This window comes from Enterococcus sp. DIV1368b (assembly GCF_050529595.1).
GTDB classification, from domain to species: Bacteria; Bacillota; Bacilli; order Lactobacillales; family Enterococcaceae; genus Enterococcus_B; species Enterococcus_B mundtii.
On the sequence record NZ_CP172883.1, the window covers coordinates 677183 to 691856 of the forward strand.

General features: G+C 39.6%; 14 protein-coding genes. 11 read left to right on the forward strand and 3 right to left on the reverse strand.

Annotation, left to right across the window (positions count from 1 at the left end; all coding sequences use genetic code 11):
• The first annotated feature begins 168 nt into the window (after positions 1-168).
• The 6 genes from IGJ19_RS03175 (at position 169) to IGJ19_RS03200 (ending at position 7797) form a co-directional block, all read left to right on the forward strand.
• On the forward strand, positions 169-2607 hold the full coding sequence (locus IGJ19_RS03175; RefSeq protein WP_071866646.1) for a DNA translocase FtsK: 2439 nt from the start codon (positions 169-171) through the stop codon (positions 2605-2607).
• Positions 2608-3134: 527 nt separating this feature from the next.
• Entirely contained in the window at positions 3135-3545 is a 411-nt protein-coding gene (locus IGJ19_RS03180; RefSeq protein ID WP_086335207.1) for a ribonuclease G, read from the forward strand.
• A gap of 15 nt (positions 3546-3560) precedes the next feature.
• Positions 3561-3974 (forward strand): hypothetical protein, encoded by a 414-nt coding sequence (locus IGJ19_RS03185; protein WP_074800641.1) that lies wholly within the window; start codon positions 3561-3563, stop codon positions 3972-3974.
• 120 nt (positions 3975-4094) lie between these two features.
• Positions 4095-5168 (forward strand): 23S rRNA (adenine(2503)-C(2))-methyltransferase RlmN, encoded by a 1074-nt coding sequence (gene rlmN / locus IGJ19_RS03190; protein ID WP_010736158.1) that lies wholly within the window; start codon positions 4095-4097, stop codon positions 5166-5168.
• Between the two features lie 85 nt (positions 5169-5253).
• The gene (gene aac(6') / locus IGJ19_RS03195; RefSeq protein ID WP_071866643.1) at positions 5254-5796 is read left to right on the forward strand and encodes an aminoglycoside N-acetyltransferase AAC(6')-Ii; all 543 of its coding nucleotides are present in this window, start codon (positions 5254-5256) and stop codon (positions 5794-5796) included.
• A 333-nt stretch (positions 5797-6129) separates the two neighbouring features.
• Positions 6130-7797, forward strand: coding sequence for a peptide ABC transporter substrate-binding protein (locus IGJ19_RS03200; protein WP_010736156.1), 1668 nt, complete (start codon positions 6130-6132; stop codon positions 7795-7797).
• A gap of 92 nt (positions 7798-7889) precedes the next feature.
• Here the strand turns inward: IGJ19_RS03200 and IGJ19_RS03205 are convergent, their stop codons facing one another.
• A complete protein-coding gene (locus tag IGJ19_RS03205; protein ID WP_071866642.1) occupies positions 7890-8234 on the reverse strand; it encodes a DUF3899 domain-containing protein in 345 nt (114 codons plus the stop codon).
• 80 nt (positions 8235-8314) lie between these two features.
• Between IGJ19_RS03205 and opp3b the strand changes: the two genes are divergently transcribed.
• From opp3b to IGJ19_RS03230, 5 genes are read left to right on the forward strand one after another with little or no spacing between them, the layout of a single operon-like run.
• The gene (opp3b, locus tag IGJ19_RS03210) at positions 8315-9256 is read left to right on the forward strand and encodes an oligopeptide ABC transporter permease (RefSeq protein ID WP_019722500.1); all 942 of its coding nucleotides are present in this window, start codon (positions 8315-8317) and stop codon (positions 9254-9256) included.
• The gene (locus tag IGJ19_RS03215; RefSeq protein ID WP_019722499.1) at positions 9257-10300 is read left to right on the forward strand and encodes an ABC transporter permease; all 1044 of its coding nucleotides are present in this window, start codon (positions 9257-9259) and stop codon (positions 10298-10300) included. It begins immediately after the preceding gene.
• Between the two features lie 5 nt (positions 10301-10305).
• On the forward strand, positions 10306-11388 hold the full coding sequence (locus IGJ19_RS03220) for an ABC transporter ATP-binding protein (RefSeq protein ID WP_019722498.1): 1083 nt from the start codon (positions 10306-10308) through the stop codon (positions 11386-11388).
• Positions 11363-12316 carry an ABC transporter ATP-binding protein gene (locus IGJ19_RS03225; RefSeq protein ID WP_074800646.1) on the forward strand — a complete coding sequence of 318 codons (954 nt, stop codon included), beginning with the start codon at positions 11363-11365 and terminating at the stop codon, positions 12314-12316. Before IGJ19_RS03220 ends, IGJ19_RS03225 begins: the two co-directional genes overlap by 26 nt.
• 12 nt (positions 12317-12328) lie before the next feature.
• Positions 12329-13336 carry an RNA-guided endonuclease TnpB family protein gene (locus tag IGJ19_RS03230; RefSeq protein WP_430604408.1) on the forward strand — a complete coding sequence of 336 codons (1008 nt, stop codon included), beginning with the start codon at positions 12329-12331 and terminating at the stop codon, positions 13334-13336.
• 142 nt (positions 13337-13478) lie between these two features.
• On the opposite strand, the gene IGJ19_RS03235 is transcribed toward IGJ19_RS03230, so the two are convergent.
• Both IGJ19_RS03235 and IGJ19_RS03240 read right to left on the reverse strand, forming a co-directional pair.
• Positions 13479-14300, reverse strand: coding sequence for an NUDIX domain-containing protein (locus IGJ19_RS03235; protein ID WP_074800652.1), 822 nt, complete (start codon positions 14298-14300; stop codon positions 13479-13481).
• A gap of 91 nt (positions 14301-14391) precedes the next feature.
• Positions 14392-14670, reverse strand: a complete 279-nt coding sequence (locus IGJ19_RS03240; protein WP_010736143.1) for a hypothetical protein — start codon at positions 14668-14670, stop codon at positions 14392-14394.
• Between the last annotated feature and the right edge of the window lie 4 nt (positions 14671-14674).

A 14674-nucleotide genomic window follows, 5' to 3' on the forward strand; every position in this document is an offset into this window, starting at 1 on the left:
TCTTTTGTCCATTCCCTCAATAAAAAGATGAATAATGGAAGAAGAAGAGAGGACTTTAGTCCTGCTCTTCTTTTTTATCATGAAAGAAAATCAGCAATCGAGCAAACAAAACTTTTGTTCGCTTGCTTTTTTTTGTATAATGGAACTTGATGAAAAGAGGGATAAATCATGGCAAAGAAAAAACGTCCTGCTAAAAAGAAAAGAAAAACAAAAAAACAGAAACAGCAGCAGGAGCAAATGATTGCGATCGGTGTTGGCTTTGCTTTTATACTATTTGCCGTCTTTGGCTTTTTGAAATTAGGCTTTTTAGGCATTTTAGTGGCGAATGGCTTTCGCATAGTCGCTGGAAATACGTATCAGATCCTCTGTGTATTATTAGCAGTTTTAGGATTTTGGATCATGGTCAAAAATAGAGAATTCACGATGGGTAAGAGTCGTCGTTGGCTGGGAGTCGGTCTGTTTTATTTAGGTATCTTACTCTTTTTACATGCCAATCTTTTTGGAAAATTGGACAGCGGAGAACCCAATATCATTGGAACGACTTGGGATCTACTATCGGCAGATATTCGTCAAAGCCAAATCACCACGAATGTCGGTGGCGGTATGTTAGGCGCATTTATTTATAATCTGACATTCTTTTTGATTGCTCAACCGGGAAGTTATTTCGTAGCTGTTTTATTGATTCTTGGCGGAGCAGTATTATTTAGTAATGTTGAGAGTCATCAATTATTGAATGCCTTACAAGTCATGGGAGATAGATTCCAAGAACTGTTAGAAGGCGACCCAGAAAAACAGGCACGTAAACAAGCTGCGAAAGAAGAGCGGCAAAAGCAACGAGCAGAAGCGAAGGAAGCGAAACGTCTTGCTGCGAAAGAAGCAGCCGAAGCTGAAGCTGCGGAAATGGAACAAAAGCGAGCCACTCGTCAAAAGAATCAAGTCCAAAAGGAAACTTCTCCTATTTATGAAGAAAGTGAACCTGAACAATTGAGTTTTGTGCCGATTGACAGTTTCCAAGGAAATGTCCAACCTCCTGTTATGGAACCTCCTAAACAGGATGAAATGACCCAAGCACAAGAGTCGTCCGAAGATGAGTTATTTGAAGATGATGGCACTGCATTAGAATTTGAGATCGAAGCAGAAGAAGAAAATCAAGCATACGAACTACCTTCAATCGATTTATTAGACTCTGCGCAAACCGTGGATCAAAGTGATGAGTACAAGAAAATCGAAAAGAACATTGGCGTGTTAGAACAAACTTTCCAAAGTTTTGGTGTCGATGCGAAAGTCGTCAAAGCGAGTTTAGGACCATCTGTGACGAAGTTTGAGATCCAACCAGCTGTTGGAGTAAAAGTAAGTAAAATCGTTAGTTTAACGGATGATATTGCCTTAGCTTTAGCCGCAAAAGATGTTCGTATGGAAGCACCGATCCCTGGGAAATCATTAATCGGGATCGAAGTGCCGAACAGCAAGATCAGTATGGTTTCGTTTAGAGAGATCATCGAAGCCCAACCGGATCATCCAGACAAGCTATTGGAAGTCCCTCTAGGACGAGATGTTTCGGGTCGTGTCCAAACGGCTGATCTATCGAAAATGCCTCACTTGCTGGTTGCTGGTTCGACTGGTAGTGGGAAGTCTGTAGCCATAAATGGGATCATTACAAGTATTTTGATGCGAGCAAAACCTCATGAAGTCAAACTAATGATGATCGACCCGAAAATGGTTGAGTTGAATATGTATAATGGTATTCCGCATTTATTGACGCCAGTTGTGACCAATCCTAGAAAAGCAGCACAAGCGTTGCAAAAAGTCGTTCAGGAAATGGAAGAACGTTATGAGAAGTTTGCTGCAACTGGTGTGAGAAATATCTCTGGGTACAATGAATTTGTCCAACAAAAAAATCTGGAAAATGGAACCAAACATCCGACCTTACCATTTATCGTCGTCATTGTTGATGAATTGGCGGATCTAATGATGGTTGCAAGCAACGAAGTCGAAGATGCAATCATCCGTTTAGCGCAAATGGCTCGTGCCGCAGGTATCCATATGATCTTAGCGACACAACGCCCAAGTGTGGATGTTATCACCGGGATCATCAAAGCCAATGTGCCTTCACGAATGGCGTTTGCTGTTTCCAGCGGAACAGACTCACGAACGATCATTGATTCTAATGGGGCGGAAAAGCTCTTAGGACGAGGGGACATGCTCTTCTTACCAATGGGTGAGAACAAACCGATCCGTGTTCAAGGCGCCTTCATTTCAGACCATGAAGTGGAACGTGTGGTTAACTTTGTCACCGATCAACAAGAAGCCAATTACGAAGAAAAAATGATGCCAACGGATGAAGTTGAATCAGCTGGTTCAGCTGAACAACCTCAAGATGAACTATTTGAAGAGGCAAAAGCATTAGTTATCGAAATGCAAACCGCTAGTATTTCTCTGTTGCAACGTCGTTTTAGAATCGGCTACAATCGGGCAGCTCGTTTAGTCGATGAATTAGAGGCCCACGGCGTCGTAGGCCCTTCAGAAGGCAGTAAGCCTCGAAAAGTTTTTATTGAGCAAGTGGAAGAGTCAATGGAGCAACCATTATCTGAAAATCAGGAAATATAAAATGAAAGCAAGAAATCTGTTCTTATCGAATGGATTTTTTGCTTTTATTTTGCGTTTAGTCCAAAAAAATATCTTTCATGGAAAAAAACAGGCAGTAACAAAACGATTTTTATAAAATTATTCATGTTAAAAAAATGATAAGCTTAAAGTCACAATAGTTTTTTAGATGAAAGGAGATTCACTGAATGAACGATGAGAAAACCAAAAAGGTTGAACAAGTATCAAATGAAGCTTCCCAAAAAATGACGAACGAACAATTGACAGAAACAATGAATGAAGTGCCCGAAAAACCTGTCAATGCGCTACAGGAAGAACCAATCAGCGAACCGAACGAAGAACCAATCAGCGAACCGAACGAAGAACCAGTGAAAGAACTAGTCGAAGAACCAATCAGCGAGCCGAACGAAGAACCAGTGAAAGAACTAGTCGAAGAACCAATCGAAGAACCGATCAAAGAACCGATCAAAGAACCAATACAATCAACAAGCCAAACACAAAAAACAACGCTTGATGAACCCCAAGTCGGCTTGGCAAATTCTGAGTTTCAAAGGGGCAATCAGGAAGTACCGCAAGAAATCAAAAAATGGAACTGGGGAGCATTCTCTCTAAATATCATTTGGGGAATCGGGAACAAAACGTATCTTCCATTACTGTGTTTGATTCCACTATTTAATCTTGTTTGGGTGTTTATTTGCGGATTCAAAGGCAATGAGTGGGCATGGAGAGATGGAAACTATACGGATGTAGAAACATTCAAACAAGTCCAAAAAACTTGGAGTCGAGCTGGCATAGCGATGTTTATTATTCAAATTGTGATCATCCTTTTATATCTTGTTTTCGTCGTATTCATTCTTTCTAGCTTATGGTATATTCGTGATTCTTTTATCCGGGATTCTTATAACTATGATCCTTACATTTATGATGGTTATTACTACTAGAAAGGAGAAAACAATATGCATCAAAAAATGATCAAAACTATTTTTATATTGAATATCGTTCAAACAGTGATTTATCTTTTTGGTTTCTTTAACCGAGTAGCAGAGCAGTCAGGTCTGGTTCCTCTCGTCTATGTGACACGTCTATGGGGGAATTTTTATGGAATTATTTTTTGGTCGATCCTAAGTATGATTTGCGTGATCGGCTTCACTTTAACCTTATATTTATTGCTTTCAAAAGCAGTAGATTCTAAAAAAACAGTCGGGTTGATCATTTCTGCTATTGGTTATGGTTCCCCACTGCTATTCAGTTTTTTCTTGATCATTCCAGCAACCTTGTTGATTTTAGGGCTTATCTTTATTAAATGGATGATTTTAGATCCAGAAAAATCAGTAGAAGAATACGATGAGTTGCATGATACTCATGCATGACCTAAATAAGATTTAGTACAAGTTTTTAACGATTATTTAGTTTCTTTTGTGAACTATTGCATTAATATAGGGAATCAGTTATAGTATGTAGCGATACTTTGAAAAAAAGAGGGAATAATCGTGGAAAAACAATCCATTTATGGCTTAACAAATAAAGAATTGACTGCTTGGTTTTTAGAACATGGTGAAAAGAAATTCCGTGCCTCACAAGTATGGGAATGGCTCTATCAAAAGCGCGTCACAAGCTTTGAAGAAATGACAAATCTTTCAAAAAGTTTAATTGAAAAACTATCAGAAAACTTTGAGATCAATCCATTGAAACAAGTGATCGTGCAAGAGGCAAGTGATGGGACAGTCAAATACTTGTTTGAGTTGCCAGATAAAAATATGATCGAAACGGTGTTGATGAGACAAGAATATGGCTTATCTGTGTGTGTAACTACACAAGTCGGATGTAACATTGGCTGTACTTTTTGTGCCAGTGGTTTATTAACGAAAAACCGAGACTTAACAGCCGGTGAGATCGTAGCGCAGATCATGATGGTCCAACATTACTTTGATGAACGTCAACTGGGGGAACGAGTATCCCATGTCGTGGTGATGGGGATCGGTGAACCGTTCGACAATTACGACAATGTGATGGATTTCTTGCATATCATCAATGATGCCAAAGGTTTAGCAATCGGTGCTCGTCACATCACGGTGTCAACCAGTGGGTTGGCAAACAAAATCAAAGAATTCGCTGAAAATGGATTACAAGTCAACTTAGCGATATCATTACATGCACCAAATAATGAAGTCCGTACGTCTATGATGCGTATCAATCGCCGTTTCCCAATTGAAAAATTGATGGAAGCAGTGGATGAGTACTTGGAGAAAACCAATCGCCGGATCACGTTTGAATACATCATGCTGAATCAAGTAAATGATCGTCCAGAACACGCGCAACAACTGGCTGATCTGTTGAAAGACAAGAAAAAATTAACTTATGTCAATTTGATTCCTTACAACCCAGTAAGTGAACATGATCAATATTCAAGAAGTCCAAAAGCGGATGTATTGAAATTTTATGATGTGTTGAAAAAGAACGGCATCAATTGTGTGATTCGCAAAGAGCATGGGACAGATATTGATGCAGCTTGTGGGCAATTGCGTAGCAAACAAATGAAAAAAGAAAAAACTGTAGCAAAATAAATATTCTTAAAGTTAAGTTTTCTTTCCTTCTCTTTTTCTCGTTTGGCTGATAGAATAGGCTGAAATTGGAATGGAGGGGAATAGGATGATCATCAGTGAATTTGATCGTAGAAATATCGGATTGAAGGATCAGTTAGCTGACCTTTTGCGTTTGACTTGGCCGAAGGATTACGGTGAACAACCAATGAAAGAAGTCGAGCAACTACTAGCGACGGATCGAATCGCCGTCTCAGCGGTTGAACAAGATCGTTTGGTTGGTTTTATCGGTGCGATTCCGCAGTATGGAATGACTGGTTGGGAAATTCACCCTCTAGTAGTAGAAACTTCTTATCGAAAGCAGTATATCGGTAGCCGCTTAGTTGATTATGTTGAGAAAGAAATCGCCTCTAAAGGTGGTGTGATGGTTTATTTAGGAACAGATGATACGGATGGAGACACAAGTCTTAGTCATACGGATCTTTTTGATCATCCGTTAGATAAACTGAAATCAATCGAAACCTTCAACAAGCATCCTTATACATTTTATGAAAAAATGGGCTATCAAGTCGTTGGAGCGATTCCTGATGCAAATGGGATCAATCAACCAGATATCATCCTGGCAAAACGACTTGGAGAAATAAACCAATGAATGAAGCACCAAAATGATTTTTTTTAAATCGAATAAAACATGCGAGCCTCCCCTAGTGTGGAGGCTCTTTTTTGTGGCAAAAACCGAACATTCATATCGAACGTTCCTATAACGACCATTTTTTTATGATTATTTTATTCGAAAGAGGATTAGATAAAAATCCTTGATTTATCTCATTTTTTCAGAAAAAAATAATAAAACGTTCATGGAAAAGTCATTATTTTTTAGAAAAAGCGAAAAAAACTGTTGCAATTTTAATAATTATTCATTAAACTCATAAACAACTCAGAAAATACTAATTATTCTGAAAATTTCGATAAAGGGGTACGGAAGATGAAAAAGAATTTAACTTTTGGTGTTGTGGCCTTATGTGGGCTTGTACTTGCTGGTTGTTATGGTGGCAGCAGTGCAGATACAAGTGGTAGTGGTTCTTCAAGCAGTGGATCAGCAGATGGAGGAGGCGTCTTCAACTTAGTAGTACCTCAAGAAATGCCGTCGGCCGACTTATCGGTTGCAACAGATACAATCAGTTTTACTGCACTAAATAATGTGTATGAAGGAATCTATCGTTTAGATGAAGATAGTAAACCTCAACCAGCCGGTGCGAGTGAATTGGCTGAAGTTAGTGAAGATGGATTGACTTATAAAGTCAAATTGCGTGAAGACGCAAAATGGTCAAATGGGGAGCCTGTCACAGCAGCTGATTATGTTTACGGTTGGCAACGTACGGTAGATCCAGCGACGGCATCAGAATATGCGTATCTTTTTGCACCAGTTGAAAATGCTGAAGCAATCACAGCAGGCGACAAAGACAAATCAGAATTAGGCATCAAAGCAGTTGGTGATTATGAATTGGAAATCAAATTAGCCAAACAAACACCATACTTCCAATACTTACTTGCTTTCCCTTCATTCTTCCCACAAAGTCAAGCAGTGGTTGAAGAACATGGAGATGCGTACGCATCATCAAGTGACAACGCAGTATACAATGGACCATTTACTTTAGCTGATTTTGATGGACCAGGTACTGATACTGAATGGACGTACAAGAAAAACGAAGAGTACTGGGATAAAGATGCAGTTAAATTATCAGAAATCAAAGTCAGTGTCGTAAAAGAATCTTCTACTGCATTGAATCTATTCAAAGATGGACAAGCAGATGATGTCATCTTATCAGGCGAGTTAGCACAACAAAATGCGAATGATCCAGCTTATACGTCAGTCAAAGAAGCACGTACAAGTTATATCGAGTTCAATCAAAGAGAAGATGATTCACCATTCAAAAATGTGAACTTAAGAAAAGCCATTTCTTATTCAATCAATCGTGAAGCATTAGTGAAACAAGTTATGGGTGATGGTTCAGTTGTTTCAACAGGTTTGATTCCTGCAGACATGACTAAGAACCCTGAAACAAATGAAGATTTCGCAGCAGAAGCCGGCGAATTAGTATCATATGATCAAGACAAAGCAAAAGAATATTGGGAAAAAGCGAAGAGTGAATTAGGAATCGACTCATTAGAATTTGAATTGATGGCATCAGATGATGACTCAACGAAAAAAGTGATCGAATATATCCAAAACTCTATCCAAGAAAACCTTGACGGTGTGAAAGTAAAACCTACACCAGTACCATTCTCAGTTCGTTTGGATCGTTCATCATCTGGTGATTTTGATACAGTATTAGGTGGTTGGGGCGCAGACTATGCTGACCCAAGTAGCTTTACTGACTTATTTGTAACAGGCAATTCATACAACCGTGGTCAATGGTCAAATGCAGACTATGACAAAGCCGTTGAAGCATCTGCTTCTAAAGATGCAGGTGACGAACAAGCGCGTTGGGCTGACTTACAAGAAGCGAATAAAATCATCGCTGAAGATATGGGTGTCGCACCAGTTTATCAAAAAGCTGAAGGTCATTTAGTTAATCCAAAAGTCAAAGGTATCGTTCATCATGCTGCTGGCGCATCATGGGATTACAAATGGACATATATTGAAGAATAATCTGTCCTAAAAAGAAAAAAGAGCGTCTGGGATGTTTGACAAATCCCAGACCTCTCAATTTTCTGATCCTAGTTATTCTTTTGGCCGTTCATTTAGACAAGTGAGATGAGCGCAAAGACAATCGAAAACACAAGCAAAATTCCAGCGATGATCAGCCAAAAGGTATACATACCGTAGCTGACCGAAGATAGGGAAGTAAATTCTGGTTTTTCCTTCCGGTTTCTTGTTCGTGCTAAGTGAAACGAACGTTGAAAGTGATCAAAGAAACCTGAGGAGAACACCCATAAAAATCCGCCGATAATCAAAAACGGCAACGCACATAAAAATAAATCATTGGATAATTGAAGAAGGGTCAACTGATCAGTCAAAACATTTTTAAGTAACACGAGGACGATCACTAAACCGGCAAACAAATAAGGACGATATTTTTTTTTCATTATTTTGCTCCTTTATCATTGGTTCATTAAATAATGTAGCGAAACATTGATCAGAAGTCAAAAGCTAGGGGGAAACATTCGTGAATAGTTATATAAAATATGTATTAAAACGCGTCTTCTTTATGGTGATCACACTATGGTTGATTGCAACCATCACATTCTTTTTGATGCAATTATTGCCTGGTACACCTTACACAAACCAGGAACGTTTAAGTCCTGAAACAATTGAGATGTTGAACAAACAAGTTGGTTTGGATAAACCAGTCATCGTTCAATATGGGATCTATCTTTCTAATTTGATCCAAGGAGATTTTGGTATCTCTTTCCAATTCAAAAACCAACCAGTTGCTAACTTATTAGCAGGACGAGTAGGACCTTCATTACAGCTTGGTCTACAAGCAATCATTTTCGGAACTTTCTTTGGAACGATCCTAGGAACAATCTCAGCAATGAAACAAAATACATGGGTCGATACGTCTTCTACATTAGTCGCGATCTTAGGACGTTCTATCCCTAACTTTGTTTTTGCTGTATTGTTACAATACATTTTTGCCATCCAATTTCGTGTATTGCCGATCGCAAAATGGGATGGGTTCATGTATACGATCTTACCAACGATTGCACTAGCCATGTCGCCATTAGCCGACTCTGCCAGATTCATCCGAACAGAAATGGTCGAAGTCTTGCATAGTGATTATGTCGAATTGGCTCGAGCAAAAGGCTTGAGTCGTTGGGAAATTGCCTTTAAACATGGTCTACGTAATAGTTTGATCCCGTTGATGACTTTGTTAGGCCCATTAGCAGTCGCTTTGATGACCGGTTCATTAGTTGTTGAAAATATCTTTGCTATTCCGGGGATCGGTGAGCAATTCGTTAAGTCGATCACAACAAATGACTATCCAACGATCATGGCTGTTACGATCTTGTATTCATTTATGTTAATCTTAGTTATTTTAGTCGTGGATCTATTGTACGGACTAGTTGATCCGAGAATCCGAGTTTCTGAAGGGAGTCGAAGCTAGATGGAACTGATACCTAAACGCTACGAAACAATTGCAGAAATTCCTGCAGATGAATTTTTACCGTTACAAAAAAACACAGAAGAAGAACGTGAAAAAATCGAAGCTCCTTCACTGAATTTTATCCAGGATTCTTGGCGTCGATTGAAGAAAAACAAAGCGGCAGTTATTTCCATGGGATTATTGATTGTGATCATCTTTATCTCGATCATCACGATTTTCGTTTCACCCCATGATCCAACCGCTCAAAATGTCGATTACATCAACTTACCACCACGTATTCCTGGTATCAATATCGACGGACTAAACGGAAAAGCAATGGTTGCTGGTGAGTTAGTCGATAAATATGCGCAAGCCAATGTTCCTGCAGATGTGAACTACTTTTTAGGAACAGATGGTCTAGGTCGTGATGTGTTAAGTCGTTTGTTCATGGGAACACGTATCTCTCTACTGATTGCCTTCATCGCTGCGTTACTAGATGTAACGATCGGTGTTGCCTATGGTTTGATCTCTGGTTTATTAGGTGGTCGTGTGGACAATGCGATGCAACGTTTCTTAGAGGTCTTATCTGGTATTCCTAACTTAGTCGTGATGATTTTGATGTTGGTCGTCTTTGAACCAGGGATCTTCTCGATCGTGGCAGCGATGGCGATCACGAACTGGATTCCGATGGCTCGGATCGTCAGGGCGCAAACATTGAAATTAAAAGACCAAGAGTATGTGTTAGCAGGAATGACATTAGGTGAATCCAAATGGAAGATCGCCTTCAAGCATATCTTGCCAAACATTTCGAGTGTGATCATCATCCAAATGATGTTCAGTATCCCATCAGCGATTTTCTTCGAAGCTTTCTTAAGTTTCATCGGCCTAGGCTTGACACCACCTTCTGCTTCATTGGGAACGATGTTGAGTGATGGATACAAAACATTCTTATACTTGCCGTACCTATTATGGATTCCGGCAGCAACTTTATCGGTGATCATGATTGGTTTCAACTTATTAGCAGATGGCTTACGTGATGCCTTTGATCCTAAAATGAAAGAGTGAGTACGATGACGAAAATTCTTGAAGTAAAGAACTTACAAATCTCCTTTGATACCTATGCTGGAAAAGTCCAAGCAATCCGAGGCGTCGATTTTCATTTGAACAAAGGTGAAACATTGGCAATCGTTGGCGAATCCGGTAGTGGGAAATCTGTAACGACTAGAAGTATCATGCGTTTACTATCGAGTAACGCATCGATCGATTCTGGTGAGATCTTATTCAAAGGACAAAACATTGTTGATAAAACAGAAAAAGAAATGCAAAAGATTCGTGGGAAAGAAATTGCGATGATCTTCCAAGATCCGATGACTTCATTAGATCCAACGATGACGATTGGTAAACAAGTAGCAGAATCTTTACGTAAGCATAATAAAGTATCGAAAAAAGAGGGGCAAAAAGCCGCTTTAGAATTATTGAATCTTGTAGGGATCCCGGAGGCTGAGAAACGCATCCATAGCTATCCTCATCAATTTTCAGGGGGACAACGGCAACGGATCGTGATCGCGATCGCGTTGATATGTTACCCAGAAATCTTGATTGCAGATGAACCAACGACAGCCTTAGATGTGACGATCCAAGCACAGATTTTAGAGTTGTTGAAAAAAATCCAATCAAAAATCGACACGTCGATCATTTTTATCACCCATGATCTTGGTGTCGTAGCGAATGTTGCTGATCGAGTAGCAGTGATGTACGGTGGAAAAATCATTGAAGTGGGAACATCTGAAGAGATTTTTTACAATCCACAGCATCCGTATACATGGGGCTTACTTGGCTCTATGCCTACATTGGAAAGTGGCAATGACCGCTTATATGCAATCCCAGGTTCTCCACCGGATTTATTGAATCCGCCAAAAGGAGATGCCTTCTATCCACGAAATGAATTTGCATTGAAAATCGATGCGGAACAAGCACCACCGTTTTTCGAACTATCACCAACACACCAAGCAGCTACTTGGCTATTAGCCCCACAAGCGCCAAAAGTGACACCGCCAGAAGAGATTCAACGGCGCTGGGCGATTTTTCAAGAAAAGCAAAAAGCACATGGCCAAGGGGGATTGAACAATGAACAAAAAACTGCTCGAGGTTAAAGGCTTAAAACAGTATTTTAATGTAGGAAAGAAAAATGAAGTCCATGCGGTGAATGATATCAGTTTTCACATCTATGAAGGAGAAACATTCGGCTTAGTTGGCGAATCTGGTAGTGGAAAGTCAACCACAGGCCGAACGATCATCCGTTTGAATGAACCAACGGGTGGCGAGATTTTATTTGATGGGCAAGATGTGACGAAATTAAAAGGCAAACAAGCCATGACAAAGTTTCGTCATGAAGTCCAAATGATTTTCCAAGATCCATATGCTTCATTAAATCCAAGAATGAAAGTACGAGATATCATTGCAGAAGGAATCGATGTCAATGGACTAGCTAAATCACCCGAAGAACGTGCAGAAAAAGTCAACGAGTTACTAAAAACAGTTGGCTTAAATCCCAGCCATGGCACACGCTATCCTCATGAATTTTCAGGGGGACAACGCCAACGGATCGGGATTGCACGAGCATTAGCAGTCAATCCGAAGTTTATCATTTGTGATGAACCAATCTCTGCTTTAGACGTATCGATCCAAGCCCAAGTGGTCAATCTTTTACAAGATTTACAAAAAGAGCAAGGATTGACTTACTTGTTTATCGCGCACGATCTATCCATGGTGAAACATATCAGTGACCGTATTGGTGTGATGCACAATGGCTTGTTGCTTGAGATGGGAACCAGTGAAGAAATCTATAATCATGGAGTGCATCCATATACGGAAAGCTTACTATCAGCGATCCCATTGCCTGACCCTGATCATGAACGCCAACGTCGCCGGATCAAGTATCAACCTGAACCAGACGATGGACAAATCCGTACGTTACGCGAAATTTCTCCTGAACATTTTGTATATGCAACAGAACAAGAAGTTGCTTATTATGCGAAAAAATTAAAACGGCAGAAAGAAGCCTTGCTAGTCGCAAACTAGGGGGAGAAGCCGATGCTAAAAGCCTTTAAATTTCGAATCTATCCCACTGTTTCACAAAAACAGTGGTTGATCCAAACATTTGGTTGTGTGCGTTTCACTTACAATCATTTATTAAAAGCCAGACAGGCGTATTATTTAGAAACGCAAGAGATCGATTATACGCTGACACCAGCTTCTTTAAAAAAGCAATATCCGTTTTTAAAGGAAGTCGATAGTTTAGCCTTAGCGAATGCCCAATTAAACTTGGATCGTGCATTTCGTAATTATTTTAAAGGACGCGCAAGCTTCCCCAAACTGAAAAATAAAAAAAGTATTTGGCAGTCGTATACGACGAATAATCAAAAAGGAACCATCTATTTAGAAGAAACATACCTCAAATTGCCAAAGCTAAAAGAGAAAATTCGCATCCATGCACATCGTCCGATTGAAGGAACGATTCGTTCAGCAACGATCTCATCTCGATACAACGAGATCTTTTATGTCTCCTTGCTCTGTGAAGTTCCCCAAAAGACGATGAAAGCGTCAAATAAATGGATCGGGATAGCCTATGATCCAGATCGTCTAGTGGAGATGTCCACACCGCTTGACATCACGATCCCTAAATTCAAACAAGTGGATCAACAGCTCCTGCGGGCAAAGAGAAAGCTTGTGATCAAAGGACGATCAGCACAGCATCGACGAACACACGTTGAAAGAGTAAAAAATTATCAAAAGCAAAAAAGGAAAATCAAAGACCTTTATTTAAAACAAAAATTTCAACGAGAAGACTATTTGGAACAAATTTCAGGAACGGTGATCCGTCATTATGATTATTTGTTTGTCGAATCGATTTCAGCAGATTGTCCGGAAGGTGATTTTTCTATCCAAGACTGGCACAAGCTATTAGCAAAGCTCCAATATAAATCGCAATGGTATAGCAAAAAGTTAGTATTGATCGATATGAAAGAACAAACAAATCCTTCCACAAACAAAAAGAGTCTGGAATTAGTTGAAATCGGGAAGCAAGTCCTTTTTGAATAAAAAAACTGGTAGGGGCGCCAGGGTTCGCCTTGCTAATAAAAAACATCTATTGTTTTTGTTTCTAGGAATTTCTTTCAGAGAAGCTCACTAATTATGACAAACCAAAAAAGAGGAGAAGAGCATTCATGCCCTTCACCTCTTTTTATTCTGTATGTCCAGGTTTTAATTGATAGATCTTTGAGGGACGTCCGATACCGACAGGGCGTTCACCGATTTCATCGAAGTATTGTAACATGGCTTTTTTGAAATTGGAATGATCGATCATTTTAAAATCGATCCCTAAGAATTTAGCGAATACTTTGCGTGCTTCAGTGATCGTGAAGTCTTTTCCTAGAACTTGAAGCACTTGCGGTTCATGTTCCATTTTATTGACGACACGGTTGAAGGCTTTGACAATGATCTCGCTATGGTCAAAGGCTAATGTGTCTTTGCCAGAAGACTCGCTCGTCGTCAAGTCCAGAGTGATTGCTACATCCCCACTCGATAGATGCAGTTTGTTTGCATTGCGTTCAAGTGAAAACCACTGCACTTCTTTGGCATCATCTCCAGCGATCAAAGGTTCTTCACCGATAAAGGCGAGATAGCTGACTGTCACGACCCAGCCACGAGGATCACGATTCGGTGTACTGAAGGTATGCAGTTGTTCAATGTTTTCTTCGGATATGATGACGCCTGTTTCTTCTTTTGTTTCTCGCAAGACGCTGGCACCTGTGGATTCGTTTTTTTGGACGAATCCTCCGGGAAGTGCCCAAGAATTTCGGTAAGGATGGCTTTTACGTTGGATAAGTAAAACTTTTAATTGATCTTCTTCTTTGTTGTAGCAGAGTAAAACGATATCGACTGTCAAGGAAGGTTTTTCATATTCAGGACGTTCTTGGTCTTGGTACCAAGATAAGAAATCAGTTTCAGAGGCCTTTTGTTCATAATATGTTTTTTCTTCTTCTTTTGAATGAAAATGTTCCACTTTCTCACCTCCTGTGATGTTAAGGTACTTTTTACTTTATTGTAGCAGAATCTCCCTGAAAACCAAAGATTTCTAGACAAATAAATCGAACTCAGAGTTGAAAAAGGAACGGTAAGAGTAGATTAAATAGGAAGAAAAGCAAATAAAAAGGGAGAAGCTTCTGTTTTTCTTCTCGAATCGCGAAAAAGCCACAGAGGACGATATACCCTGCTAGGATCACTCGAAGGATCAAAGTGAGCAAAAGAAACGTATTTAATTGTCCATGCAAATTGAAATAACCATACAGATGTAAATAGTAAAAACTAAATAATAAATGGATGAGAGAAAGTAAAGCAATGCTGATAATCATTCGTTTGTGTTTTTTTGTCATTAGT

What these genes read in the sequence shown, in the direction of transcription:
- IGJ19_RS03175 (WP_071866646.1), top strand. Translation starts at nt 169, where the DNA reads ATGGCAAAGAAAAAACGTCCTGCTAAAAAGAAAAGAAAAACAAAAAAA.
- IGJ19_RS03185 (WP_074800641.1), top strand. Translation starts at nt 3,561, where the DNA reads ATGCATCAAAAAATGATCAAAACTATTTTTATATTGAATATCGTTCAA.
- IGJ19_RS03200 (WP_010736156.1), top strand. Translation starts at nt 6,130, where the DNA reads ATGAAAAAGAATTTAACTTTTGGTGTTGTGGCCTTATGTGGGCTTGTA.
- IGJ19_RS03205 (WP_071866642.1), bottom strand. Translation starts at nt 8,234, where the DNA reads ATGAAAAAAAAATATCGTCCTTATTTGTTTGCCGGTTTAGTGATCGTC.
- IGJ19_RS03215 (WP_019722499.1), top strand. Translation starts at nt 9,257, where the DNA reads ATGGAACTGATACCTAAACGCTACGAAACAATTGCAGAAATTCCTGCA.
- IGJ19_RS03220 (WP_019722498.1), top strand. Translation starts at nt 10,306, where the DNA reads ATGACGAAAATTCTTGAAGTAAAGAACTTACAAATCTCCTTTGATACC.
- IGJ19_RS03225 (WP_074800646.1), top strand. Translation starts at nt 11,363, where the DNA reads ATGAACAAAAAACTGCTCGAGGTTAAAGGCTTAAAACAGTATTTTAAT.
- IGJ19_RS03230 (WP_430604408.1), top strand. Translation starts at nt 12,329, where the DNA reads ATGCTAAAAGCCTTTAAATTTCGAATCTATCCCACTGTTTCACAAAAA.
- IGJ19_RS03240 (WP_010736143.1), bottom strand. Translation starts at nt 14,670, where the DNA reads ATGACAAAAAAACACAAACGAATGATTATCAGCATTGCTTTACTTTCT.